The 25,037-nt window shown below is 74.0% G+C and carries 22 protein-coding genes; 7 read left to right on the top strand and 15 right to left on the bottom strand.

Annotation, left to right across the window (positions count from 1 at the left end; translation table 11 throughout):
• Positions 1-7: 7 nt before the first annotated feature.
• The 6 genes from rpmF to MXD62_RS07850 all read right to left on the bottom strand — a co-directional run bounded on the left by rpmF (position 8) and on the right by MXD62_RS07850 (position 5,524).
• The gene (rpmF, locus tag MXD62_RS07875; RefSeq protein WP_248828747.1) at positions 8-178 is read right to left on the bottom strand and encodes a 50S ribosomal protein L32; all 171 of its coding nucleotides are present in this window, start codon (positions 176-178) and stop codon (positions 8-10) included.
• Complete coding sequence (locus MXD62_RS07870) at positions 178-762, bottom strand: DUF177 domain-containing protein (protein WP_248828746.1); 585 nt, start codon at positions 760-762, stop codon at positions 178-180. The genes rpmF and MXD62_RS07870 overlap by 1 nt, the downstream gene beginning before the upstream one ends.
• 237 nt (positions 763-999) lie before the next feature.
• The gene (locus MXD62_RS07865; protein ID WP_248828745.1) at positions 1,000-1,920 is read right to left on the bottom strand and encodes a hypothetical protein; all 921 of its coding nucleotides are present in this window, start codon (positions 1,918-1,920) and stop codon (positions 1,000-1,002) included.
• A 223-nt stretch (positions 1,921-2,143) separates the two neighbouring features.
• The gene (coaD, locus tag MXD62_RS07860; protein ID WP_020458767.1) at positions 2,144-2,632 is read right to left on the bottom strand and encodes a pantetheine-phosphate adenylyltransferase; all 489 of its coding nucleotides are present in this window, start codon (positions 2,630-2,632) and stop codon (positions 2,144-2,146) included.
• Positions 2,629-3,186 (bottom strand): 16S rRNA (guanine(966)-N(2))-methyltransferase RsmD, encoded by a 558-nt coding sequence (rsmD, locus tag MXD62_RS07855; protein WP_248828744.1) that lies wholly within the window; start codon positions 3,184-3,186, stop codon positions 2,629-2,631. The genes coaD and rsmD overlap by 4 nt, the downstream gene beginning before the upstream one ends.
• Before the next feature lie 7 nt (positions 3,187-3,193).
• Complete coding sequence (locus tag MXD62_RS07850) at positions 3,194-5,524, bottom strand: ATP-dependent DNA helicase RecG (RefSeq protein ID WP_248828759.1); 2,331 nt, start codon at positions 5,522-5,524, stop codon at positions 3,194-3,196.
• Positions 5,525-5,795: 271 nt separating this feature from the next.
• Between MXD62_RS07850 and rpmB the strand changes: the two genes are divergently transcribed.
• Both rpmB and MXD62_RS07840 read left to right on the top strand, forming a co-directional pair.
• Positions 5,796-5,984, top strand: a complete 189-nt coding sequence (rpmB, locus tag MXD62_RS07845) for a 50S ribosomal protein L28 (protein ID WP_006545176.1) — start codon at positions 5,796-5,798, stop codon at positions 5,982-5,984.
• Between the two features lie 128 nt (positions 5,985-6,112).
• Positions 6,113-7,216, top strand: a complete 1,104-nt coding sequence (locus MXD62_RS07840) for a D-alanine--D-alanine ligase family protein (protein ID WP_248828743.1) — start codon at positions 6,113-6,115, stop codon at positions 7,214-7,216.
• A gap of 114 nt (positions 7,217-7,330) precedes the next feature.
• Here MXD62_RS07840 and MXD62_RS07835 read toward each other — a convergent pair whose 3' ends face one another.
• Both MXD62_RS07835 and MXD62_RS07830 read right to left on the bottom strand, forming a co-directional pair.
• Positions 7,331-7,759, bottom strand: a complete 429-nt coding sequence (locus MXD62_RS07835; protein WP_251081430.1) for a DUF3515 family protein — start codon at positions 7,757-7,759, stop codon at positions 7,331-7,333.
• A gap of 92 nt (positions 7,760-7,851) precedes the next feature.
• Positions 7,852-8,085: an Lrp/AsnC family transcriptional regulator gene (locus MXD62_RS07830; RefSeq protein ID WP_018504536.1), complete on the bottom strand. Its 234-nt coding sequence runs from the start codon at positions 8,083-8,085 to the stop codon at positions 7,852-7,854.
• 211 nt (positions 8,086-8,296) lie between these two features.
• Between MXD62_RS07830 and thiD the strand changes: the two genes are divergently transcribed.
• Positions 8,297-9,118 (top strand): bifunctional hydroxymethylpyrimidine kinase/phosphomethylpyrimidine kinase, encoded by an 822-nt coding sequence (gene thiD, locus MXD62_RS07825; RefSeq protein ID WP_248828741.1) that lies wholly within the window; start codon positions 8,297-8,299, stop codon positions 9,116-9,118.
• A gap of 238 nt (positions 9,119-9,356) precedes the next feature.
• A complete protein-coding gene (murA, locus tag MXD62_RS07820; protein WP_248828740.1) occupies positions 9,357-10,775 on the top strand; it encodes a UDP-N-acetylglucosamine 1-carboxyvinyltransferase in 1,419 nt (472 codons plus the stop codon).
• Between the two features lie 40 nt (positions 10,776-10,815).
• On the opposite strand, the gene MXD62_RS07815 is transcribed toward murA, so the two are convergent.
• The 4 genes from MXD62_RS07815 to MXD62_RS07800 form a co-directional block, all read right to left on the bottom strand.
• Complete coding sequence (locus MXD62_RS07815) at positions 10,816-12,885, bottom strand: serine/threonine-protein kinase (protein WP_248828739.1); 2,070 nt, start codon at positions 12,883-12,885, stop codon at positions 10,816-10,818.
• Between the two features lie 209 nt (positions 12,886-13,094).
• Positions 13,095-14,189: a hypothetical protein gene (locus MXD62_RS07810; protein WP_248828738.1), complete on the bottom strand. Its 1,095-nt coding sequence runs from the start codon at positions 14,187-14,189 to the stop codon at positions 13,095-13,097.
• 93 nt (positions 14,190-14,282) lie between these two features.
• The gene (locus tag MXD62_RS07805) at positions 14,283-15,287 is read right to left on the bottom strand and encodes an NAD(P)H-dependent glycerol-3-phosphate dehydrogenase (protein ID WP_071060633.1); all 1,005 of its coding nucleotides are present in this window, start codon (positions 15,285-15,287) and stop codon (positions 14,283-14,285) included.
• Positions 15,284-16,165 (bottom strand): lysophospholipid acyltransferase family protein, encoded by an 882-nt coding sequence (locus MXD62_RS07800; protein WP_248828737.1) that lies wholly within the window; start codon positions 16,163-16,165, stop codon positions 15,284-15,286. Before MXD62_RS07800 ends, MXD62_RS07805 begins: the two co-directional genes overlap by 4 nt.
• 160 nt (positions 16,166-16,325) lie before the next feature.
• Here MXD62_RS07800 and cofC point away from each other — a divergent pair, with 160 nt between their 5' ends.
• The gene (gene cofC / locus MXD62_RS07795) at positions 16,326-17,096 is read left to right on the top strand and encodes a 2-phospho-L-lactate guanylyltransferase (protein WP_248828736.1); all 771 of its coding nucleotides are present in this window, start codon (positions 16,326-16,328) and stop codon (positions 17,094-17,096) included.
• A gap of 59 nt (positions 17,097-17,155) precedes the next feature.
• Positions 17,156-17,929: a cyclase family protein gene (locus tag MXD62_RS07790; protein WP_368862335.1), complete on the top strand. Its 774-nt coding sequence runs from the start codon at positions 17,156-17,158 to the stop codon at positions 17,927-17,929.
• Here MXD62_RS07790 and MXD62_RS07785 read toward each other — a convergent pair.
• Positions 17,887-20,277 (bottom strand): EAL domain-containing protein, encoded by a 2,391-nt coding sequence (locus MXD62_RS07785; RefSeq protein ID WP_248828734.1) that lies wholly within the window; start codon positions 20,275-20,277, stop codon positions 17,887-17,889. The two genes, MXD62_RS07790 and MXD62_RS07785, sit on opposite strands and share 43 nt — an antisense overlap.
• Before the next feature lie 568 nt (positions 20,278-20,845).
• Entirely contained in the window at positions 20,846-21,832 is a 987-nt protein-coding gene (locus MXD62_RS07780; RefSeq protein WP_248828758.1) for a transglutaminase family protein, read from the bottom strand.
• A gap of 192 nt (positions 21,833-22,024) precedes the next feature.
• On the opposite strand from MXD62_RS07780, the gene MXD62_RS07775 reads away from it, so the two are divergent.
• Positions 22,025-24,241, top strand: coding sequence for an RNA degradosome polyphosphate kinase (locus tag MXD62_RS07775; protein WP_248828733.1), 2,217 nt, complete (start codon positions 22,025-22,027; stop codon positions 24,239-24,241).
• 118 nt (positions 24,242-24,359) lie between these two features.
• Here the strand turns inward: MXD62_RS07775 and MXD62_RS07770 are convergent, their stop codons facing one another.
• The gene (locus MXD62_RS07770) at positions 24,360-24,644 is read right to left on the bottom strand and encodes an HU family DNA-binding protein (RefSeq protein WP_006541029.1); all 285 of its coding nucleotides are present in this window, start codon (positions 24,642-24,644) and stop codon (positions 24,360-24,362) included.
• Positions 24,645-25,037: the final 393 nt, after the last annotated feature.

Below are 25,037 nucleotides of genomic sequence, written 5' to 3'. Positions count from 1 at the left end.
ACCGTGGTCAGACGTCGAGCACCTGGCGATCGTTGTAACGGCCGCAGGTCGGGCACATGGTGTGCGGCCGGATCGTGTGCCCGCGCGAGCACTTGGACAGCGCCGGCGCCTTGGCCTTCCACTGCGCCCGACGGGACCGGGTGTTGCTGCGCGAGGTGCGCCGCTTCGGGACTGCCACTAGTCCTTCTCCTTGTTATTGGTGGTGGCAGGGGCCTCGGCAAGGCCGGACAGAGCCGCCCACCTCGGGTCCTGCTGGATGTGGGAATGGTCCGGCCCGAGATCGTCGAGCCGCCCACCGCAGTCGACGCACAGGCCGGCACAGTCGGGACGGCAGACCGGCGACAGCGGGAGGCTGAGCACGACGGCGTCACGCACCACCGGCTCGAGATCGGCGTGATCGTCCACGAGGACGCTGGTGTCGTCCTCGTCCTCGGTCTCGACGGCCCGCTCCGGGTAGTAGAACAGCTCGAGGATCTCCACGGACGCCGAGTCGGAGACCTCGTCGAGGCAGCGGCCGCACTCGCCGACGAGGGGGACGGTGACCACCCCGCTCACAAGAACGCCCTCCATGACGGACTCGAGCCGCAGGTCGAGCTCGACGGCGGCACCGGTGGGCACGCGCACCAGCTCGGTGCCGAAATCCGACGGCTGGACGATCGTCGTCTCGACGCGCCGCAGCGAGCCCGGCCGGCGGCCGAGCTCTCGGGTGTCGAGGACGTAGGGCCCCCGGGGGGCGCGCCGACGGGCTCGTTGTGTGGTCATGGCTGTCACAGCAGATGTTCTCACGTCGCGGTCGATGTCGGAGTGACCTGGGGACGGGCACCGGTCGTACGGACCCGGAATGCACCCGCCCCGAGCCTCCCGAATCGCCGCCACCCGGCCGGCCGTGAACCGATCGGCGTGGACGCCGGCCGGCCCGGCCCGGAGGCCGAACGACCTGGGTGACGACCTGGATGTGTCGGGAGGACGCGCCCACGTCACCGGGCACGGACCACCAGACTATCCGATCGGTGCTCCCGCGCCGGAGGTCAGCCGGACATGGCCCGTCATGCCACCGCGCGCGGCGGGCACACCGGCCCACCGCTCGCCGTCCTCAGACCGGTCGGGGTCCATCCGCTGCCCGGGCGCGGCGGCGTTGTTCAGCGGCCCGCCGAGACCGGCCGGGCCGACGCCGGCGGCGTTGACGCCAGCCGGATCGATCCCGCCGCCGTGCATCCCACCACCGTGCATTCCGTCGTGCATTCCGTCGACGTGCGGACCGCCGGCGTGCGGAGCGCCAGCGCCGGAGAAAGCCGCCTCCGGGCCCGCCTGGCCGCTGCCGGAGACCGCCGGGTGGAGGTCCGTTCCGCCGGCGCCGACCGCCGCCGACCACGAGCCCACCGGTGCGGCCGCCGCCGGCCCCACTCCCCCGAACTGGTGCGGGCCGGCCGGACCGCCGGCCCCGCCGTGGGCGCCGGCCGCGCCCGCCACAGCGCCACGGGAGGCCAGCCGCTCACGGCCCCGGGCGACCGAGGCGAGCGTGCGGTCGAGGACCTCCTCGAACCCGGCCAACTTGCCGTCGACGTAGGAGTCGATCTGGCTGCGCATGTCGTCCGACGCCTGGCGGGCGGCCGCCATGATCGCCGCGGCGTCGGCCTCCGCCTGGGCGACCACCGCGCTGCCCGAGGCCAGTCGGGCGCCCTCGCGCCGGCCGTCGGCCACGATCGCGGCGGCCCGCCGGTGCGCGTCGTCGATGATCGCCTCGCTGTCCGCCAGTACCCGGTCGGCGTCGGCCAGCCGCTCGGGCAGCCGCGCCCGCAGGTCCTCCAGCGCCTCGAGCATCTCGGCGCGGTTGAGCACACAGGACGTCGTCAGCGGCATCGCCCGCGCCCCCTCGACCACGGCGATGATCAGGTCGAGGCGCTCAGCGAGATCATCCATGACCGGTAGGTTACGACCGGCTGACGGAGCACCCGGCAGCGACACTCCGCTAACCGACACGGACCCGCCACGACGACCCGGAAGCCCGATATCGACGCGACGCGACGATACGACCCCGCCGCGCACACGTCATCACGACAGAAACACAACGACCACCTGAGGGCAGACGCCCGCCGGCGGCGCCCACAGGGGTGCCGCCGGCGATCGGTCCACACTCGGGCGGCTAGGGCGCGGAGCGGTCCCGCAGGCCCTTGAGGACGACGTCCGGCACCAGCCCGGAGACGTCGCCGCCGTAGCGGGCGACTTCCTTGACAAGGCTCGAGGAGAGGAACGCGTACTGCGGGTTCGTACTCATGAACAGGGTCTCCACTCCGGCCAGCGAGTGGTTCATCTGTGCCATCTGCAGCTCGTAGTCGAAATCACTGACGGCCCGCAGGCCCTTAACAATGGACTGGATGCCGCGCACCCGGCAGAAGTCGACCAGCAGGCCGTGCGACGAGTCCACTACGACGTTGGTGGGTGCGTCGGGATGGCTGCGCACCGCATCCCGGATGAGGTCGATCCGTTCTTCGATCGTGAACAGATGAGCCTTCGATTTATTGATCAGAACGGCGACGACGACCTCGTCGAAGAGCTTGCTCGCTCTGACGATGATGTCGAGGTGACCGTTGGTGATGGGGTCGAACGATCCGGGACAGACTGCCCTCCTCATGATCGATTACCGTACCAGAGGACCCCCTCTCCGTACCTGCGCTCACGCAGTGCTATGAGACCGTCCGGCCAGGTCACGGGACCACTCCGGTACGCGCGCTCGACCACACAGACCGCGCCCGGGGCCAGCCATCCGCCGCCGACCAGCTGCCTGAGCACGCCGTCGAGCTCGGCGCCGGGCAGGGCGTAGGGCGGATCGAGGAAGACCACGTCATAGGCCTCAGCCGGGGTGGCGGACAGGACCCGTTCCACCGCCGAGCGCACCACCTCGGCGCCGGCCAGGCCGAGGGCCTCCGCGTTGCGGCGCAGGGTGCGCACCGCCGCCGCGTCCCGGTCGACGAGCAGGGCGTGCACCGCGCCGCGGGACAACGCCTCGAGCCCGACCGCGCCGGAGCCCGCGTACAGGTCCGCGACCCTTGCTCCAGCGAGATCCACCAGCGTCGCGAGTGTGTTGAACAAGCCCTCCCTCGTCCGTTCGGAGGTGGGCCTGGTCGCGCCGCCCGGCGGCACCACCAGCCGCCGCCCCCCGGCGTGCCCGCCGATGATCCGCGTCATCGCCAGGTCAGCCCTTCTCCAGGAAGGCCGCGCTGGCCTCGTCCAACGCGGCCGTGAGCCGGCGCAGCAGGGCCGGCTGGCCCTCGAGCTCGGGGTCCGCCGCCACGAGCGCCCCGGCCTCCTCACGCGCGGCGCGGATGAGGTCCTCGTCCCGCAGCAGCTCGAGCAGGCGCAGCGACCGGCGCCCGCCGGACTGGGCCGCGCCGAGGACGTCGCCCTCCCGCCGCTGGGCGAGGTCGAGCCGGGCCAGCTCGGCGCCGTCCGACGTCGCGGCGACGGCCAGCAGGCGCTCGGCGGCCGGCGCGGCGCCGTCGACGGAGGTGTGCAGCAGGCACACCCCGGGCGCACTGCCCCGCCCCACCCGCCCGCGCAGCTGGTGCAGCTGGGACACCCCGAACCAGTCGGCATCCATGATGATCATGACGGTGGCGTTCGGGACGTCCACGCCGACCTCGATCACCGTGGTGGCCACCAGGACGTCCACCTCGCCGGCGGCGAAGCGGGTCATGATCTCATCCCGGACCGGGGAGGGCAGCCGCCCGTGCAGGCCCTCGACGCGCAGGCCGGCGAGCTCGCCCGTGGCGAGCCGGGGCAGCACCTCGGTGACCGTCGCGCCGACGCGCTCCCCTTCCCGCGGGCCGGCCCCGCTCGCGGGCGGCCCGGACGGCTCCTCGCCGCCGTCTCCGCCCTCGCCGTCGCCGACCCGGGGGCATACCACGTACGCCTGGTGCCCGGCGGCGACCTCGTCGCGCACCCGGCCCCACATCCGGTCCATGAAGTGACTCTTCGTCGTGGGGACGACGAAGGTCGAGATCGGCGAGCGCCCGGCCGGGAGCTGGTTCAGCGTGGAGACCTCGAGATCGCCGAACACCGTCATGGCCACGGTGCGCGGGATGGGCGTCGCGGTCATGACGAGCAGGTGCGGCGGGCGCCGGCCCCGCGAGCGCAGCTCGTCGCGCTGTTCCACGCCGAACCGGTGCTGCTCGTCGACGACGACCAGGGCCAGGTCCGCGAAGGCGACGTCCGCGCCGAGCAGCGCGTGGGTGCCGACGACGAGGCCGACGCTGCCGTCGGCGACGGCGGCGAGCACCTCGCGCCGGGCCCGGGCCGGCATCGAGCCGGTCAGCAGCGCCACCCTGGTCGCGGGGCCGTCCACCCCGAGCTCGCCGGCCCGGGCCTGGTCGCCGAGCAGTTTGAGCAGGCTGCGGTGATGCTGGGCCGCCAGCGTCTCGGTGGGTGCCAGCATGACGGCCTGCCCACCCGAGTCGACGGCGGTGAGCATGGCCCGCACGGCGACCACCGTCTTGCCCGAGCCGACCTCGCCCTGCAGCAGCCGGTGCATCGGGAACGCCCTGGCCATCTCGGCCGCGATGGTCTCCCCCACCTCGCGCTGGCCGTCGGTCAGCGCGAACGGCAGCGCGGCGTCGAACGCGTCGAGCAGGCCGCCGGCGCACCCCGGCCGGGACACCGTGGCGGCCAGCTCCGCGCGCCGGCGCCGCTGGGCGAGGGCGACCTGCACGACGAGCGCCTCGTCCCACTTCAGCCGGGTGCGGGCGACGGCGATGTCGGCCCGCGAGGTCGGGCGGTGGGCCAGTTCGTAGGCTCTGCGCAGGCTGGCGAGGCGATGCCGGGACCGCAGCACCGCCGGAAGTGGATCGTCCAGCTCGCCGAGCGAGTCGAGCACCAGCCGCAGGCAGCGCGCCAGCGTCCAGCTCGTGATCTTCGCCGTGGCCGGGTAGATCGGGACGAGGGAGCCGGCGAATCCGGCGGCCACCGGGGCCGGCTCGCCCGCCGCCGCGGCGCCGCTCCCGGCACCGCCGGCTCCTTCGACGACGCCGACTCCATCGGCACCGCTGGCCCCGTCGACGCCGTCGGCCCCGTCGACACCGCCTTCGGGGTCTGGCGCGTCGAGGAGATGGACCTCGGGATGGATGAGCTGGCGCCGGCCGCGGAACTCGGCCACCTTGCCGGCGAACAGCGCGGTCGTGCCGGGGACGAGCTCCTTCGCCCGCCACTGCTGGTTGAAGAACACCAGCGAGAGCTCACCGCGGCCGTCGGTGACCGTGATCTCCGTGCGGCCACCACCGCCGCGCCGGCGCGGCCCGCCGCCCGACCCGGGCCGGCCCTGGTGCCGGACGACCTTCGTCACCCGGGCCTGCACGGTGGCGATCTCGCCGACGGCGAGCTCGTGGAGATCGGTGAGCTCGCCGCGCTCGTGGTAGCGCCGCGGGAGGTGGTCGAGGAGATCCCCGACGGTGTCGAGTTCCAGGCCGTCGGCGAGCAGCGCGGCGGTGCGCGTTCCCAGCGGGCCCTTCAGCGGGGTGTCAAGGTCGAGCACCCTTCGATACTGCACCGCACCACCGACACTCTCGGTGGCCGGCTCGTCCCGGTCTCGGACGTCGGGGGGGCCGGCCACTCTCGACAGCAGGCTCGTCCCCGCCACGGACGCCCGGGCAGGCCGATCGCCTCCTCCGCCCATCGGCGCGGGTCTCTCACCCACCGGCGCAGGCCGCGGCGACCTCGATCGCCACGACTGGGGTAGCCTCGCAGTCGACTACAGGCTAGAGCGGCCGGCAGTTCCCGGCCATCGCGATTGACGGAGTGTTCTCGTGTCTTCGGTGTGTGACGTCTGCGGCAAGGGGCCGGGCTTCGGCATGTCGGTCTCCCACTCCCACCGGCGCACCCGCCGTCGTTGGAACCCCAACATCCAGACCGTCCGGGCGATGGTCGGCCGTACACCCAAGCGGCTCAACGTCTGCACCTCGTGCCTGAAGGCGGGCAAGGTCACCCGCGGCTGACCCGGCCGGCGCCCGGATCCCGCCACAGCGACCTGACCGGGGCGGCACCGCGGCGGCCTGTAGACAGGCCGGGCGACCCTCTGGAGGGCTTCGGCCAGGGCTCCACGGGCATCGGCTACTGTCCCGGCATGGGAGCCTCCACGCGCAGGGTTCGGCTCGTCCTTCTGTTCGGCGGCCGTAGCACGGAGCATTCGATCTCGTGCGTGTCCGCCGGCGGGGTGCTGCGGGCGCTCGACCGGTCCCGTTACGACGTGATCCCGGTCGGCATCGACACCGAGGGCCGCTGGGCGGTGCTGCCCGACGACAGTCCGGCGCTCGCCCCGGTGGGCACGGATCTCCCCGTCGTCGACGCGTCGGCCGGCCTGGCCGTCACGCTGCCCCCGAGCCCGTCCGCGGCGCCGGTGGTGGTGCACGACCCGTCCGCGGCGCTGCGCGACCTGGGCCCCGTTGACGTGGTCTTCCCGTTGCTGCACGGGCCGTTCGGCGAGGACGGCACGATCCAGGGCCTGCTCGAGATGGCCGGGCTGCCCTACGTGGGCTCCGGAGTGTTCGCCAGCGCCGCGGCCATGGACAAGCAGCACATGAAGAGCATGCTCGCCGCAGCCGGCCTGCCCGTCGGCCCCTACGCCGTCCTGCGGCCCGGCCAGGCGCTGTCGGAGCCCGACCGCGAGCGGCTCGGGCTCCCCGTCTTCGTCAAGCCCGCGCGCGGCGGCTCCAGCATCGGCATCAGCCGGGTGGACGCCTGGGCCGACCTCGACACGGCACTGAAGACGGCCCGGGCCAGCGACCCGAAGACACTCGTCGAGGCGGCGGTCGTCGGCCGCGAGATCGAGTGCGGCGTCCTCGACAGCCTCGACGGCTCCGGCCCGGAGGCGAGCGTGCCGGCCGAGGTCACCATCACCTCGTCTGCCGGCTTCTACGATTTCGAGGCGAAGTACCTCTCGGACGGAGCCGTCTTCGACGTGCCCGCGCGCCTGCCGGGTGAGCTGACCGAGCGGGTCCGCGCGACCGCGGTCGCCGCGTTCGAGGCGTTGGACTGCGCCGGGCTGGCGCGGGTCGACATGTTCGTCACGCCGTCGGGCGAGATCGTCCTCAACGAGGTCAACACGATGCCCGGGTTCACCCCGATGTCGATGTACCCGCGGATGTGGGCGGCCTCCGGGATCGACTACGCGGCCCTGGTGGACCGCCTCGTCCGGCTCGCCCTGCGCGACGGCGCGGGCCTTCGCTGACGCCGGCCTGACGCCACCGTGAGGGCCACCGTGAGGCGAGGCCAGGCGCCGCCCAGACCCGAACCCGGGGCCCGGCGGCCTGAGCCCAGAGCCTGGCCCGCCCCGGACCCGGCGTCAGGCGACCGTGGACCTGGTGTGCGCGCGAACCACCGGCGCCAGGGCCACCAGGACCTCGAACGCCTGCCGGTCCGCCGGCAGGGTCAGCACCACCTGGGGGGTCCTGGTCGGGGTGGAGTAGCGGACCTGGGAACCGACGTCCTCGGTGAACCAGGCGACCTGATCGACCTCGGAGAGGGTCGAGTCAGGCCGGTAGGTCGCCGCGACGCCGGAGGCTCCACAGGTGAGAACGACCGGGTCGGACCCGAACGCCGCCGCGGTCGGAGCGGGAGGCTCCACCTCACGGCGGTCGAGACCGTCACCCAGCGAGTCGGGCAGAGCGGCGGTCAGCGCCTCGCAGGACGCCCGGTCCGCACCGGCCGGCGCGGGCGCACCGGTGATCGCCACAGGCCCGGGCCCACCACACGCGGTGAGCGGACCCGCCAGACCGGCCAGACCGGCGATACAGAGCGGGAGAAGCCGGACCCGCCGCGCGGCCCGCGCCCTGGGGCACGAGCCGGCGGACGGGTCGTGCCGAGTCAGAAATGGACGACGGGGCACGTCAGGGTACGAGTGATGCCGTCAACCGACTGGACTCGTGACATCACGAGTTTTCCCAGGTCATCGACGCTGGCCGCCTGCGCGCGCACAATGACGTCATAGGGACCGGTCACATCCTCGGCCTGGGTGACCCCCGGGATCTGCTCGATCTCCTTGGCCACCGATGCCGACTTGCCGACCTCGGTCTGGATAAGGATATACGCGTGGACCACAGACGCTCCCTCGTCGGACGTCGACAGCCCGTCGAGCAGACACGGGCTGACAGAAGGTAACAGGCAAACGGGCCGGATGAGAGGGTCTGCGGCGAGGAATTTGCTCTGATCGCCCGACTGGCACGGAGGAACCGCGCCCCGCAGCCGGTGAACTCGGCCGTTTCAGGCCCGCCAGGCCCGCTCCAGACCTCACTGTGAGGATCCACACGCCATGACGCCAGCGATACCACCGAACCCGGCCCCGCCCCGGGTGTTGACCATCGCCGGATCGGACTCCGGGGGCGGCGCCGGCATCCAGGCGGATCTCAAAACGATGCTGGCGCTCGGTGTGCACGGGATGAGCGCGATCACCTCGGTGACGGCGCAGAACTCCCTCGGCGTGCAGGGCGTCTGGGACCTCCCCCCGGAGGCGGTGCGCGCACAGATCCGCGCCGTCGCCGACGACATCGGCGTGGACGCGGTGAAGACCGGGATGCTCTCCTCCGCGCCCCTCGTCGGGGTGGTGGCGCGGGAGCTCGCCGGGCTGGGGGCACCGTGCGTGGTCGACCCGGTGGGGGTCTCCAAGCACGGCGACCCGCTGCTGGCCGCCGACGCGGTGGACGTGCTGCGCACCGAGCTCCTCCCCCGCGCGACTGTCGTCACCCCGAACCTGGACGAGGTGCGGCTGCTGACCGGCATCGAGGTCACCGACGAGACCGACCTGCATCGCGCCGCGGCAGCCCTGCTCGCCCTGGGCCCGGCGTGGGTGCTGGTCAAGGGAGGCCACCTGCCGGGCGACGCCGTCGACCTGCTGACCGACGGGTCGACCGACATCCTGCTGCGCGCCGAGCGGCTGCCGCGCGAGCACACCCACGGGACGGGCTGCACGCTCGCCTCCGCGATCGCCGCGCACCTGGCACGGGGCGACGACGTCCCGACCGCGGTGCGGGCGGCCAAGACATATGTGACCGGAGCGCTCGCCGCCGGCTTTCCGCTCGGCGCCGGGATCGGGCCCGTCGACCACGGCCATCTGACCCGGGCCGGCACCATCTGACCCGGGCCGGACCGCCCACGGCGGGGCGCCGCCGGCGGCAGCGGTCCGGGCCGGTAGCTCTCCGCGATCATCCGCACGGAACGTATTCGAACACATGTTCGCCCATCGCGCCACCGCGGCACGTGCCCGGACGCCCCGTGGCGCCCGTCACTCGGTCTGATTGAATCTCCCCGGCTTCAGCCAGGAGCTGACGCACCGAAAACCTGGCGCATCCGACTCATCGCCGTGGAGGCAGCCCGTGAGGGAACCCAGTTCCGGTACGACCACACCCGCGGGTTCGGACCGCCACTGGTACAGGATCGTCGGCGGTGCGCCGCTCACCGGGTCCGTCGAGGTCTCCGGCGCCAAGAACTCGGTCACCAAGCTGCTCGTCGCCACCCTGCTGACCCCCGAGCCCTGCACGCTGAGCCGGGTGCCGCGCATCGTCGAGGTGGACGTCGTCCTCGGCATGCTCGCCGAGCTGGGAACGCAGGTCGAGTGGCTCGACTCGCACACGGTGCGGGTGACGACCCCGCGCATCGAGGACGCCTCGCTCGCCGAGGCCTACTCCGGAGTCAACCGCATCCCCATCCTGATGATGGGCCCGCTGCTGCACCGGGTCGGTGAGGCCGTCGTCCCGCTGCCCGGCGGCTGCCGGATCGGCAAGCGGCCGGTCGACTTCCACCTGCGCGGGCTGCGCGCCATGGGCGCGGAGATCACCGAGCAGCTCCGCTCGGTCGAGGTCAAGACCCTGGGCCTGCACGGGGCGCACGTGACGCTGCCGTTCCCGAGCGTCGGGGCCACCGAGAACCTGCTGCTGGCCGCCGTGCGGGCCAAGGGCACCACGGTGATCTCGAACGCCGCGGTGGAGCCTGAGATCATCGACCTCATCCTCTTCCTGCAGCAGATGGGCGCGCTGGTCGACGTCGAGGTCGACCGCACGATCGTCGTGCAGGGCGTCGAGGCGCTGCGCGGGGCGACGCACGAGGCCATCCCCGACCGCATCGAGGTCGCCTCGTTCGCCGCGGCGGCCGTCGCGACCAACGGCCGGGTGGACGTCGTAGGGGCCCGCCAGGAGCACGTGGCGACCTTCCTGAACCATCTGCGCCGCCTCGGCGGGGAGTTCCAGGTGAGCCCGCACGGGCTGACCTTCCACCGGGCGCGCGAGCTCACCGCGACGCACGTGCAGACCGACGTCCACCCCGGGTACATGACCGACTGGCAGCAGCCGCTGGCCGTGCTGCTGACCCAGGCCAAGGGCGCCTCGGTGATCCACGAGACGATCTACGAGGACCGCTTCGGCTACACCCGCCAGCTCAACGAGATGGGCGCGGACATCGCCCTGTCGACGTTCTGCCTGGGCGGCAAGGCGTGCCGGTTCGCGTCCCGGGACTTCGAGCACTCGGCGGTCGTCAGCGGTCCCACCCGGCTGCGCGGCACCGACCTGGAGATCCCCGATCTACGTGCCGGGTTCGCCTATGTGATGGCGGCCCTGGTCGCCGAGGGGTCCAGCCTGATCAGCGGCACCCGGTTCCTCGAGCGCGGATACGAGGACCCGGTGGGCAAGCTCCGCTCGATCGGCGCGCTGATCGAGACCGTGCCCGCGGACGTTCCGCCCACCGGCGGCGCCGAGGGCACCGGGAGCGCGGGAGCCACGGGGAGCACCGGGACCGCCTGAGGCGCGGGGAGCCACGCCACCGGCTGAGCCGGCGAACGGCTCACGGCAGGGACCACAACCGGATGGTCTGGTCCTTGCCGGTGCTGGCCAGGATCCGGCCGTGCGGGGCGAACCGGACCGACATCACCCAGTCCGCGTGGCCCGCCAGCGGCCGGCCACGCGGCCGCGCGCGGGTCCGGTCGGAGGTGTCCCACAGCCGGACCACATTGTCGAAGCCGCCGCTGGCCAGGGTGCGGCCGTCCGGGGCGAAGGCGAGCGCCCAGACACGGTTGTCGTGCCCTGCCAGCGGACGGCCCAGCGCGGTCGGGCGGTCCGGGACGGTGACGTCCCACAGCCGGATCACACCGTCGACGCCGCCGGTCGCGAGGGTCCGTCCGTCCGGCGCGAACGCGGCCACGAGCGCGGACGTGGGCCCGGCGACGGTGCGTGCCAGCCGGCGCGGCGCGCGCCGGTTCGCGATGTCCCAGAACAGCACGTCCCGGTCGTAGCCGGCGGCGACGAGCAGGTGGTCGTCCGGGGCGAACGCCACCGAGGTCACGAACGAGGTCGCGCCGGTCACCGGCCCGCCCAGCGGACGGGGCGCGCCACGGTCGGCCATGTCCCACAGCTGGACCGACCGGTCGTCGCTTCCGGTGGCGAGCATGCGGCCGTCGGTGGCGAACGCCGCCGAGCGCACGGGCCCCGCGTGGGCCCTCAGCGGCCTGCCCAGCAGATGGGGAGCGCCGGGCCGGGTGACGTCCCACAGCCGCAGCGAGCCGTCCCAGCTGGTGCCGGCGAGGATGTGCCCGTCAGGCGAGAACACGACCGACGTGACGCCGTCGTCGGGGCCGTCCGGCAGGCGCCCGATCGGCCGGGGCGCGGCCGGTTCGGCGACGTCCCACAGCAGCACCTCGCCGTCCTTGGCGCTGGTGGCCATGATCGCTCCGTCCGAGGAGAAGTCCGCCGCCAGGACCCAGCCGGCGTGACCCGCCAGCGGCGGGCCGGCCGGGCGCGGAGCCGCCCGCCGCCCGATGCCGAAGCGGCTCCCCGTGCCCCGGACGGTCGGGTTCCCGGCCACCGTGGGAGTCCGGCCGCGCGCCCCGGACCTCGCCTCGGCGGGTGCGGACCCCACGGCCGGGGGTGGGGTCAGGGCCGGAGCCGCGGCGATGGCTGGGGCCGGCGCCGGCCGCTGGCGCCACGCCCGCGGCCCGGCCCCCGCCGGCAGGCGGCGAGTGGCCTCGGAGCGGACGTCCGCGTCGAGGTGCAGCGGCAGGCCGCAGCGGTCCAGCCAGTCCGGCCCGTACGCGGCGGCGGCGGCCCGGGCCAGGGAGAGCGCGAACGCCTTCGCCGATTCCGGCCGCGCCTGCGGGTCCCGGGCCAGCGTGCTCGCGACCACCGCCGCGACCGGGCCGGCGATGTCCGCCGCCGGCGTCGCGACATGGTGCGGGCCGAACCCGCCCGCCGGCCGGTCGAGCCCGCCCGCCGGCCACACGAAGGTCGCCGGGTCGAACGCCTCCGCACCGGTCAGCAGCTCGAGAAGCACGACTCCCAACGAGTAGAGGTCGCTGGCGGGCATCAGCCGACCGCCCGCGAGCTGTTCGGGCGCCATGTAGCGGGGGGTCCCGATCACCGTGCTCGCGCCCGGGCTCGTCCCGTCGACGATCTTCGCGATCCCGAAGTCGGCCACCTTGAGCTGCCCGGCGGCGTCGAACAGGATGTTGTCGGGCTTGATGTCGCGGTGCAGTACGCCGCGGCTGTGGACGTAGGTCAGCGCCGACGCCGCCGCGAGGCCGACCGCGCAGGCCGCCTGCGGGCTCGTCCGGGCGCGGCGCCGGGTCAGCGTGCCGCCGGCGAGCATCTCCATGACGAGCACGCGCAGCCCGTCCCGCTCGACGTAGTCGTAGACGCGGATGACGTGCGGATGGTCGAAGCGGGCGGCGATGCGCGCCTCGGCGGCGAACCCGTCGTCCGCCCGGCCGTAGCCGCGCGCCATCACCTTGACCGCGACGTCACGATGCATGCCGCGGTGCCACCCGGCCAGCACCAGGCCGGACGCGCCCTTCCCCAACGGGTCGCCGAGCGTGTAGTCCGGCAGGACGGCGGCAAGCCGCGCCAGGTCAACCTCGTTCATCGACGCACCGCCGGGTCAGGGGCGAACAGGAAAAGCCTCGAGCCAGGGACGTGAGCCCCAGCAGCCCAGCCACGAGCCGTGATCCTACGGGCGGGCCACACCGCCCCGACTGGCGGGAGTCGCATCCGCACGGTAAACATCTGACCACCGGAGCGGAGGACAACCCGACAGGCCGGCCTGACTTGACCGGGCCGGCCGGCCTGGTCAAGTCAGCCGGCGAGCACCCCGATCCCGGACCGGGCGAGCACCCCGGTGTAGGTCTGCGTCCTCACCTTCCAGTCCCCGGCGACGAGCACCGCGGCGCCGACGGAGACCCCGCCCAGCGAGGCTCCCGGCACCACGACCTCGAACAGCACCCGCGCGTGCCCGGGATCGTCGAAGACAGGCTCGCCGACCAGTACCCGCGCGCCCGTGGTCTGCCTCGGGAACCGCTCCCGCACCCGTTCCAGGACGTCCCGCAGCCCCGGCCCGCCCTCGACGGCGCTCAGGGCGTGGTCCTCACCCTGCCCGCCGGTGAAGGCGCGCCGGAAGGCCGCCCGCACCCGCGCGGCCTCGGTCGGGACGTCCACCGGCGGCGTGCCGGGCTCGTCGAGCCCGTCCCCCGCGGGCCACAGCGTCACGGCCCGCTCGGCAGCCGCGCGCAACGCGGAGCCGTCCACGGTGACGCGCGACTCGGCCAGCCCGCGGGCGGGGAAGTCGACGACCAGCGTGAGCGGCCCGGCCGGCGGCAGCGGCCACAGCCAGTACCGCAGCCGGTGAACGGCCGACGCCTGACGCGCGCCCGGGAACACGGCCGACAATGTGCGGTACGCGAAGCCGAGCCCGTGCCCGTAGGCCGGCCGCGGCGGCTGGACGGCGCCGGGACCCACCCGGTACTCCCCCGGTCCCGAGGAGTCCACGACGGTCAGCAGCGAGCCGTCCGAGACATCCGAGGTGCCCACGTACGCGTCGAGACGGGCGGCGAGCGGTGTAGCAGGATCGGCCGCGACCGCTCGGGCCCCACTGGGGAGCACGACGCCGAACCGGACCATCCGGTGCGCCTCCTGCTCCCAGGCGACGGACAGCCTCGGGTCGACGCCGGCGGCCGTCCCCGGCCGCAGGCGGACCTCCAGCGTGATCTCCACCCCGCTCGGATAGGCGACGACGCCGCCGATCGAGACAGCGGTGTCCCCGGTCACCCCGAGCGACGGCGGCGCCGCGACGACCCCGCCGAGCTGGTGGTCGGGCGGAGCCAGCCAGGGAGCGCGCACGGCCCCCGGCAGGGGCGCCGGCACGGGCGACGGAACGTTGTCGAAGAACCCCATAATGCGCCGTATCGTGACAGGACCGTGACATGCCGTCCATCGGATTCCCGGCGCCGCCGGAGTCCACGCCGCGTTACAGGCAGTCACGCCACGTTACAGGTGGTACTCCGGGCCGGGCTCGCGGCTCATCAGGTCCTTGACCGCCTCCAGCGGCGGCAGCCCCTCGTACAGCACCCGCTCGACCTGGCGGGTGATCGGCATGGAGACCCCGAGCCCGTCGGCCAGCGCCAGCAGCGGCCGACAGGAGCGCACCCCCTCGGCCACCTGGCGCTGCTCGGCGAGCACCTGGTCGAGGGTCATGCCGCGGCCGAGCTTCTCGCCGAAGCTCCGGTTCCTCGACAGCGGTGATCCGCAGGTGGCCACCAGATCCCCGAGACCGGCCAGCCCGGCGAACGTCATCGGGTCCGCGCCGAGCGCCGTGCCGAGCCGCGCGGTCTCGGCGAGCCCGCGAGTGATCAGCGAGGCCAGGCTGTTGGTGCCGAAGCCCATGCCCTCCAGCATCCCGGCGGCGAGCGCGATCACGTTCTTCACCGCCCCGCCGAGCTCGCAGCCCAGGACGTCCGCGTTCGTGTAGGGCCGTAGGTACGGCGTCCAGCAGGCGGCCTGGACGGCGTGCGCCGTGGCCGCGGACGCACTGGCCACCACGGTGGCCGCGGGGTGCTCGACGGCGATCTCGCGGGCCAGGTTCGGGCCACTCACCACCGCGATGCGCTCCGGGCCGACCCCGGCGGCCTGCGCGATCACCTCGCTCATCCGCCGGCTGCTCCCGGCCTCCATGCCCTTCATCAGGCTCACGTAGACGGCGCCCGGCCCCACCAGTGGCGCCCACTCGACGAGGCAGGAGCGCAGCGCCTGCGACGGGACGGCGAGCACCACCAGGTCGGCCTCGCGCAGTGCCCGCTCCGGGCTCGAGGTGGCGCGGACCAGGTCCGGCAGGCGGACGTCCGCCAGGTAGCGAGGGTTGACGTGCCGGCCGTTGATCGCGTCCGCGATCGCCCGGTCTCGGGCGAACAGCGTGACGCGCGCGCCCGCGTCGGCCAGCACCTTGGCGAAGACCGTCCCCCAGGAGCCGGCGGTGAGGACCGCCGCGCGCCTCACCGCGCGCTCCCGGCCCGCGGCGCGTCCGGGTCGGGCGGGCGCGCCCCGGGCGACGCCGCCGCCTCCGGCTGACCGGGAATCTCCGGACCCGGTTCCACCGAACCGGCCGGCGGCACAGGATCAGCCGGCGGCACGGAATCGGCCGGCACCGTGGAACCGGCCGGCGGCGGCGCCGGCTCGCCCCGGACCAGCTCCACCACCGCGGTGAGATCGGCCATCACCACGTCGGTCACCTCACGCAGCAACCACGCACCGGACGGGTCGGCCACACCGGACGGGTCGGTCGGCGCACCGGACCGGGCGACGAAACGGCTCAGGTCGACGGGACGGCCCGCGTGGACGCGGATCTCCGGGCGGGCGAACAGGTGCGGCCGCCGGTCGCGCCCCCAGATGCGCTGCGCGCCCCACTGGGCCACCGGGATCACCGGCGCGCCCGTCGCGAGAGCGAGCCGGGCCACGCCCGTGCGGGCGCGCATCGGCCAGTAGTCGGGATCGGTGGTGATGCCGCCCTCCGGGTAGATGACCAGCGCGCGCCCCGCGCGCAGCGCCGCGACCGCGTCCCGCAGCGCGCCGCCCGCGCTGGGATCCCGGCGGTAGACCGGGATCTGCCCGGCGCCCGCCAGCACACGCCGCAGGATCGGAACCTCCCACAGGTCGCTCTTCGCCATGAACCGGGGACTGCGCCCGGCGGCGTACACATAGTGCGCGAGCAGGGGCGGGTCCACCGTCGAGAGATGGTTGGCGACCAGGATGACGCCCCCCGACGCGGGGATGTTCCCCTGCCCCGACCAGCGCCGGCGGGTCAGCAGGCAGGACAGCGGACGGATGACGGCCGCGGCGAGCACGATCCAGAACCCGCCCCGCCATGGTCGTCCCATGAGTGGGCAGTCTTGCTCAGCGCCGGGAAGACTGTCGAGTTCGTGCCATGACGGGAGGACCCGGGCACCGCCGGCGGGCCCGTCGCCCGGCGCCTCGCGGGCGGATGCCGGACGCCGCGGGGGCCGCCCGCGGCGGGTCGGATGTTTTATCGTCGGCGCTGTGCTGACCACCGAGACCGCCCCGCCCTGGGTCGTCCTGGTCCCGCTGAAGCCGCTGACCGCCGCGAAGTCCCGGCTCGACCGGCCGGACCGCGGCGCGCTCGCGCTGGCCATGGCTCTGGACACCGCGAGGGCGGTGCTCGACGCCGGCGAGGGCGTCGTGGGCCTCGTCGTCGTCACCGACGACCCCCGCGCGCGGCGCGCCCTCACCGAGCTCGCGCGGGACCGGTCCGAGATCCCGGCCGGCGCTGACAGCGCGGGGAGCGGCAGCGCGGGCGGCACGACCGGTGTGGGCGGCACGTACGGCCTCACGCGGACGGGCCGACTGCTGGTGGCCGCGGACGAGCCGAACCGGGGGCTCAACCCGGCGCTCGCGCACGGCGCCGCGCTCGCCCGCCGGATACACCCGGGATGCGCCGTCGCCGCGGTCTCCGCCGACCTCCCCGCGCTGCGCCCGGCCGAGCTGCGACGGGCGCTGGCGGCCGCGCCGCCGTCCGGTAGGGGCGTGCTCGCGGACGCGGTGGGCACCGGCACGGTGCTACTCAGCGCCGCTCCCGGCGCCTCGCTGGGCCCCTCGTTCGGCCCCGGCAGCTTCGAGGCGCACCTCGATTCGGGGGCCGTCGACCTCACCGCCCTGCTCGCCGACACGGTTCCCGGGCTGCGTCGGGACGTCGACACCGTCGCCGATCTCAACACGGCCCGCGCCCTCGGGCTGGGCCCGGCCACCGCCCGAGCGCTCGCGGCCGACCCGTCCCCGCGCACCGCTGCGTGAACCGGCCCCGTTGGGCCCGCACCGCCCGCGCGGGGGGTGCGGGGGACGGCCTCGGTGCGGTGACCGTCGTCAGCCTGGCGCACGTGCACGACCCGGCGACGACGCCGGTGTTCCCCGGCGATCCCGAGTTCACCCTGACCACCGCGGCGACCATCGAGCGGGACGGCTACTACCTCCAGCTGGTGCGCCGCGGCGAGCACACCGGCACCCACTGGGGCGCGCCCGGCCACTTCGACCCCGCGGGGGCGCTCGCCGACGAGCTGCACCCGGCGGACCTGTTCCTGCCCGCAGTGCGGATCGACGTCCGCGCCGCGGCGGCCGAGAATCCCGACTACCAGGTGAGCCTGGCGGACCTGGCGGCGTTCGAGCACCGGCACGGGCGCATCCCCGCCGGTGCCGCCGTGATCGCGTGGACGGGATGGGACCGCCACTGGGGCACGCCCGCCTACCCGAACCTGGACGAGCACGGAGGCATCCATCAGCCCGGCTTCGGGCTGGCCGCCGTGCGCTGGCTGATCGAGACCGGCCGGCTCGGGCGGCGGGGTGCCCTGGGGTCGGACACCTTCGGCCCCGACCCGGGCTCGGACGACACGTACGCGGTCTCCAGAGCGCTCTACCGCGAGCACCGTGTCTCCCTGGAGAACCTGGCGAACCTCGAGGCGCTCCCGCCCACCGGGGCCTGGGTGCTGGCGGGTGGCGCCGTCAACCGCGCCGGCTCCGGCTCGGCCGCCACCGTGTTCGGGCTCATCCCGCCCCACCGCCAGGGCACGAGGCGCCGCTGGACCGGGCCTCACCACTTCCGGGACCCGCCTTCCCCCCCGCCGGAGCCATAGCCGTCCTCGCCGTCACCGGGACCACCGCCGGGACCGCCGCCGATGGGCGGCAGACCCGACAGCGGCCCGGGCCGCGCGAAGAGAAAACCCTGGCCGAGCTCGCAGCCGAGACGGTCCAGCTCCACCAGCTGCGACTCCCGTTCGATGCCCTCGGCGACCACGACCGCCCCGAGCGCGTGGGCGACGTCGATCATCGAGCGACGCAGGTTCGAGACCCGGCTGCCGTCCATCGGGGACTCGATGAGCGTGCGATCCAGCTTGACGACGTCCACCGGCAGCCGGTGCAGGACGGCCAGGCTCGTGTTGCCCGCGCCGACGTCGTCCAGCGCGATCGCCACCCCCAGGTCCCGCACGCCCGAGAGCACGTCGGCCGCGGCGGAGAGATCCGCGATCCGGCTGGTCTCGGTGACCTCCACGACGAGCCGGCGGGGGTCGAGCCGGCTCGCGGCGAGCACCCGGGCGACGCTGTCACGCAGCCTGGTGTCGGTGATCCGGCTCGCCGAGACGTTCACATGCAGCCGCAGCCGCGAGCCGGCCGGGTAGGCCAGCGCGACCTCGGTGCACGCCCGGGTGAGCACCAGGTCGTCGAGCAGGCCGACCATCCCCCCGTTCTCGGCGGCGGCGACGAACGTGCCGGGCGGGACGGGCCCGCGCCCCGGGTCGGTCCAGCGGGCGAGGGCCTCGAGCGCCACCGGGTGCCCGTCCCGCAGCCGCACGATCGGCTGGTAGTGGACGTCGAAGCCCGCCGAGCGCCCGCCGCGGCGCAGCGCCGTGGCCAGCGCGTCGGCCAGGTGCGCGCCAGCCTCCGGCGAGGCCATCCCGGGCCGGTAGGTCACCAGCCGGTTCTTGCCCGAGCACTTGGCCACGTGGACGGCCGTCTCGGCGTGCCGAAGCAGCGACTCCCCGGTCTCGTGGGTGCGGCGGGCGACAGCGAGCCCGACACTGGCGCGGATCGAGCGCGACCGCCCGCCGACCGCCATCGGGTGGCGCAGCGCGGCCAGCACCCGCTCCCCGACCACCTCGGGCGACTCGTCGCCGCCGGCCAGCAGTACCGCGAACTCGTCCGCGCCGACCCGGGCGACCAGGTCGGTGGTGCGCACGCAGTGCCGCAGCCGCTGCGCGACGGTGCGCAGCAGATGGTCACCGGCCGCCGGGCCGAGGCTGTCGTTGAGGGCACTGAAGTCGTCAAGATCGCAGTACAGGATGGCGATGTCGCCACCGGACCGGTCGTCGCCGGAGCGCCAGCGGTCGGTCAGGGCGCCGCGCAGCCGGTGCTGGAACAGCGCGCGGTTCGCCAACTCGGTGAGCGGGTCGTGGAAGACCCGGTGGTGGATCTCCCGTTCGGCGGCGTGGACCCGCTGGGCGAGCTGGCGGCCCGCGCGGGCCGCCACCAGGCGGTCGGCCACCATCCCGGCGACTACCACTGCGGCCAGCCCGATCTCGACGCCGTCGAGGCGGTGGCCGCCGGCGAGGCCGGCCAGCACCGTCGCCGTCGCGCAGCCGGCGACCAGCGTGGGCACCAGGAGAAAGCCCCAGCGCTCGGACCCGTCGCCGGCGTCGCCCGCGTCGGCGCCGCCGGCCGCGCGCAGCACGGCCAGCAGGACGAACGCGCAGCCGACGATCGGCACGACCCCGACCACCGCCGGGAAGGCGGCGGCGTCGGTCGGCCCGCGAAGCCACGAGGTCGAGGCGACGATCAGGAACAGGCCCACGGCGGCCGCGAGGATCCGGACCCGGTCCGGAGGCCGCCGGAACGCTGTGGCGTGCAGCGCGGCGACGACGAGCAGCACCGCCCCGGCGGGATAGACGGCCGCCACGGCGCGGCTCCACCCGTCCGTGCCGGCGGCGGCGAGCGCGGGGCGCACCCCGAGCCCCCAGCCGACGAGAATCACCGAGCAGGCAAGCAGCAGCCGGTCCACCAGGCCCGCGATGCCGTCACCGGTGCGCTCCGCCCGCGACCGGCGGACCCGGTCGGAACCACCGAAGCCACCGGAACCACCGGAGGCCCCCGGCCCGCCCGCGATCGGCACACCCGCCGGCAGGGGCGGCAGATCCGGCTGCTTCACCGGCCGGCGCGCCCGCGCGGTCGGGGTCGCGGCGAGCGCCGCGAGTGCCAGGACGGGCATCGCCAGGTAGCCGACATCCGCCAGGGACGGCCGGCGGGGCCGCTGACCCTCACGCCCGTCGACAACCCACGCCGACTGGCTGGCCGTCCACGCCACCAGCGCCGCGGCGACCCAGATCAGCCATCTGCCGTGGGCCCGCCCGAGCCGGCGGCCTGTCCACACGCAGCCGGCGGCCGCGGTGAGACCCGCCGCGATCCCGACGCCGTCGAGCAGTAGAGGCACGCCCACCCTCCTCCCCCTGTGGTCCGGTGGTCCGCCCCACCGGCACATGGGCCGGTTCTCTGCGCACCGACGTCCGTGGGGTCAGCCGGCGGCGACCGAGGGTTATGACGGCTTTCGCGGATGACGGTGCATCGCGGATGACGGTGCGTCGCGGGTGGTCAGGACCCGCTGGGCCCGATCACTCGCGAGGGGTCACTGACCGCGGCGCAGGCCGCGGCACGCTCGTCGGGAACTCCCGCGAACCAGGACAGCTCGTGCGTGGTCGATCAATCGACGCCGAGAGACCAGCTCGTCGGAGAGCCCCTCGGGTCACCGTATCTTGTGATCAGGCAAACACAAAGAGTGTCCACCTGTGGTGCGCGCGGCGCGTCGGGCACCCTATGGCGTCAGACCGAGACGTCGCGGACGGCCAAACCGGACGAGCGCCGGTCCGCCGCGACACCGGCATCGGCTCCGGCAGTCGCGCCAGCGCCGACCGGGCCGGCGACAGTGGTAGTGCGGGTCGGTCGGTCGGTCGGTGTGGCGGTGGCGGGGCGGGCTGGTCCTGAGTCGGAAGTAGCTCGGCCCTCTAAACGACGTCGACCCGCGCGGTGGCGACCAGGACGCCGCGGCCCGCGCCGACGTAGCGACCCGAGGTCGGTGCGACGTCCTGGTAGTCGCGACCGACCGCCACCGTGACGTACCGCAGGTCGGCGAGCCGGTCGTGGCAGGGGTCGAAGGCCACCGCGGCCGCGCCGACACCGCCGGGGGTGAACGCCTCGACCGGCCCCGGATCGACCGCCCCCGCCCCGGCGAGCGCGCCAGCCTCGCCGACGGGCGGAGCCCCGGCGACGGGCGGAGCGAGGGCCGCGGGCACCAGCACCTCCACCCAGGCATGCGAGGCGCCCTCACCCAGCATGTGCCCCTGCGCGTACCGGGCGGGGATGCCGGCCGCGCGGCACATCGCGATCATCACGTGGGCCTGGTCCTGGCAGACGCCGCGCCCGCCGGCGAGCGCCTGGGCGGCGGTCGTCCCGACGTCGGTGCTGCCCGAGACGTAGGCGATGCGCTCGTGGACCCATCCGCACACCCGGCGGGCCGTGGCGACCGGGTCGGGCCCGGCCATCGAGCGCGCCGCGTCGATCATCGCCGGGGTGGGGGCGGTGAGAGCGGTGGCGGTCAGCAGGCGCCGGCTGCTCAGCGCGGACGCCGGCAGCGTCGGCCACCCGGCCCGGGCGATCCGCTCGACGACGACGGTGACATCGAAGTCCAGCGTCGGCGGCACGACGTCGATCCGGATGTTGGCGATCTGAAGGCCGTCCGGCCCGCGCTGCCAGGTCGTGCGCGCCTCCGGGGCGGAGACCCTCAGGTCGACGGACCGGCGGAACTGGCCGCCGTGCCGTGGCGGGGGCACCGCGACAAGCCGGTGGTCGAGGTTCGTCGCTCTGCCGTCATAGGTGTACCGGAACCGCTGACTCACCCGGTAGGTGACCCGCTGCGCGCCCGCGATGTCGGGCGCGGCAGACGCCGGCCCGGCGGGCGTGAGCCGGCCGCCGGGTACCCCAGGAGTCTCCACCACGCCACCGATCGTCACTCTGGCCTGTTTCCCGTCCGTTAACAAACGCCGCATCGCGGCACGACTGTCACCGAACGGCAGCGGTACAGGACATCTCAGCAGCCCGGACGACACAACCAATCCTCATGATTACCTCACATCGTCATACTTCGAGGCTGCCGTGTTCACTCAGTCCTGGCAGCATGGACAAGCATGAGCGAGCTGGTGGCGACCCGTACGGATCAGCCGCAACGGAAGGCCCGAAGCGCGCTGCTGGAGCCCCTGGAGGCGCCCCGCACGCCGACCCCTTCGGACCTCCCGCCGGACCGCTACATCAACCGCGAGAAGTCCTGGCTTGATTTCAACAGCCGTGTCCTCGCACTCGCCGAGGACGTCTCGACCCCATTGCTGGAACGGGCGAAGTTCCTGGCCATCTTCGCGAGCAATCTCGACGAGTTCTACATGGTCCGGGTGGCCGGCCTGATGCGCCGGCACGCCACGAGGCTGGCCGTCCGCTCGGCCGACGGGCTGACCGCCCGCGAGCAGCTCGACCTGATCAGCCGCACCACCGCCGAGCTCACCGCCCGCCACTCGCGCTGCTTCACCGACGAGGTGGCGCCCTCGCTCGCGCACGCGGGCATCACGATCCAGCTGTGGCACCAGCTCGGCGACCCGCAGCGGGAGCGACTGCGGGACTACTTCCACGAGCAGATCTTCCCGGTGCTCACGCCGCTCGCGGTCGACCCGGCACACCCGTTCCCCTACATCAGCGGCCTGTCGCTGAACCTGGCCGTGGCGGTGCGCGAGCCTGGCGGCGACGCGCAGCGCTTCGCGCGGGTCAAGGTGCCGCAGAACGTCCCGCGGCTGATCCGGGTGGACGTTGACGAGCCGGCCGGGGACCGGGCCGGCACGGAGACCGCCCCCCGGCACGCCCCGGACGACACCACCGCGTGCTTCGTCCCGCTCGAGGAGGTCATCGCCGCCCATCTCGGGCAGCTCTTCCCCGGGATGGAGGTCGTCGACTCGCACCTGTTCCGGGTCACCCGCAACGCCGACCTGGAGGTCGAGGAGGACGAGGCGGAGGACCTGCTCCAGGCACTGGAGCGCGAGCTGGCCCGGCGCCGGTTCGGCCCGGCGGTCCGCCTCGAGGTCGACGACGACATCGACGACGACCTGCTCAGCCTGCTGATGCGCGAGCTGGAGATCAGTGACCGCGAGGTCCACCGGGTCCGTGGCCCGCTCGACATGTCGGTGCTCTGGGCCCTCTACGACCTCGACCGGCCGGAGCTGAAGGACCCGCCGCGGGTGCCGATCACGCATCCGCGGCTGCTCACCGACGAGGGCGAGCCGCCGGACTTCTTCGGCGTGCTGCGCGAGGTGGACGTCCTCGTCCACCACCCATACGACTCGTTCACGACCTCGGTGCAGCGGTTCATCGAGCAGGCCGCGGCCGACCCGAACGTCCTGGCGATCAAGCAGACGCTCTACCGGACCTCCGGCGACTCACCGATCGTCGACGCGCTCGTCGCGGCCGCCGAGGCCGGCAAGCAGGTCGTCGTCCTGGTGGAGATCAAGGCCAGGTTCGACGAGAGTGCGAACATCCGCTGGGCACGCGAGCTGGAGCGGGCGGGCTGCCACGTCGTCTACGGGCTGATCGGACTCAAGACGCACTGCAAGATCTGTCTGGTGGTGCGCCAGGAGCGCGGCGGGCTGCGCCGCTACTGCCACGTCGGCACCGGCAACTACAACCCCAAGACCGCGCGCCTCTACGAGGACCTGGGCCTGCTCACCGCCGACCCGGACGTCGGCGCCGACCTGACCGACCTGTTCAACGTGCTGACCGGCTACAGCCGGCAGACCGAGTACCGCTCGCTGCTGGTCGCCCCGCAGCACATGCGGGACGGCATCATCCAGCGGATCGAGGCCGAGGCCGCGGCCGCCCGGGAGGGCCGCGAGTGCGGCATCCGGGTCAAGGTCAACAGCCTGGTGGACGAGAAGATCATCGACGCGCTCTACCGGGCGTCCCGCGACGGGGTGCCGGTGCACTGCCTGGTGCGCGGCATCTGCGCGCTGCGGCCGGGGGTGCCGGGGCTGTCCGAGACGGTGCACGTCCGGTCGATCCTCGGACGGTTCCTGGAGCACAGTCGGGTCCTGGAGTTCGCCTCGGTCGGCGAGTTCTGGATCGGCAGCGCCGACATGATGCACCGCAACCTGGACCGCCGGATCGAGGCGCTGGTGCGGGTCCCGCACACCGAGCGGCAGGCCACGGTACGGGGGATGCTCGACCACGCCTTCTCCGACCAGGTGGAGGCCTGGACCCTGGCCGCCGACGGCCGCTGGGAGCGCCAGACGACCTCGGCGAACGACGAGCGCCTCTCGGACTACCAGGCCGACCTGATGGCGCAGGCGTACGAGCGCGGGCGCCGCTAGCTAGCAGGGCAGACGGGCGGCGGCGGGCTCTGCGTCCGCCGCGGCCGCGCCCCGGAGCGTCGTGGGTGTCCACGCTCGCTCCGGAGCGCGGCCGCGTGAGGGCACGGCCGTCGGCCGCTCAGTCGCTGCTGGCCGAGACGCTGGCCTTGAACTCCGAGCCGGGACGGAACTTCGGCACCACGGACGCGGCGACGTGGACGGGCTCGCCGGTCGCGGGGTTGCGGCCCGTGCGCGCGGCGCGCTCCACCCGCTCGAACACACCGAACCCGGTGATCGTGACCTTCTCGCCGCCGGCCACGGCCTCCTGGATCGCGTCGAACACCGCGTCGACCGCCTTGGTGGCGTTCGACCGCCCACCCTCGATCTGCTGGGCGATGCGGTCAACCAACTGGGACTTGTTCACAACAACCTCCGGACGCCCCCGCACGGTGCGGGGTGGGGAGCAGATCGGGCATCACACTGCGCTGCACCGTAGGCATCTCCACTGTCGAGGGCAATTCCCATGAGCGTGTCGCGTCACACAAACCCGCACGTCAGCGGGTTCGCGTCGGGTGGCTACAGGTTGCGCGCTGTCCTACGAGCCCGCCGCATCCTGCAACTTGGTCACCTTCAGTAACTTTTGACGGGGGCGAATTCAAGCCGAAAGTCACGAATTGGTAGCCGGTAGACGCCGGCCGGAGAAGGTCCTCACAGCAACACACCATGGAACTACCCCATGCGGATGTGAGATCACCCTCAGCGTTGCGACGAACACCGGGCGGCAGGCCGGCCGGCGGCGCGCGGACCACCCACCACC

Source organism: Frankia sp. Mgl5 (assembly GCF_023242985.1).
In the GTDB taxonomy this organism is placed as follows: Bacteria; Actinomycetota; Actinomycetes; order Frankiales; family Frankiaceae; genus Parafrankia; species Parafrankia soli.
The sequence above is the reverse complement of the archived record's forward strand: the minus strand, read 5'-3'. Positions and strand labels throughout refer to the sequence as shown.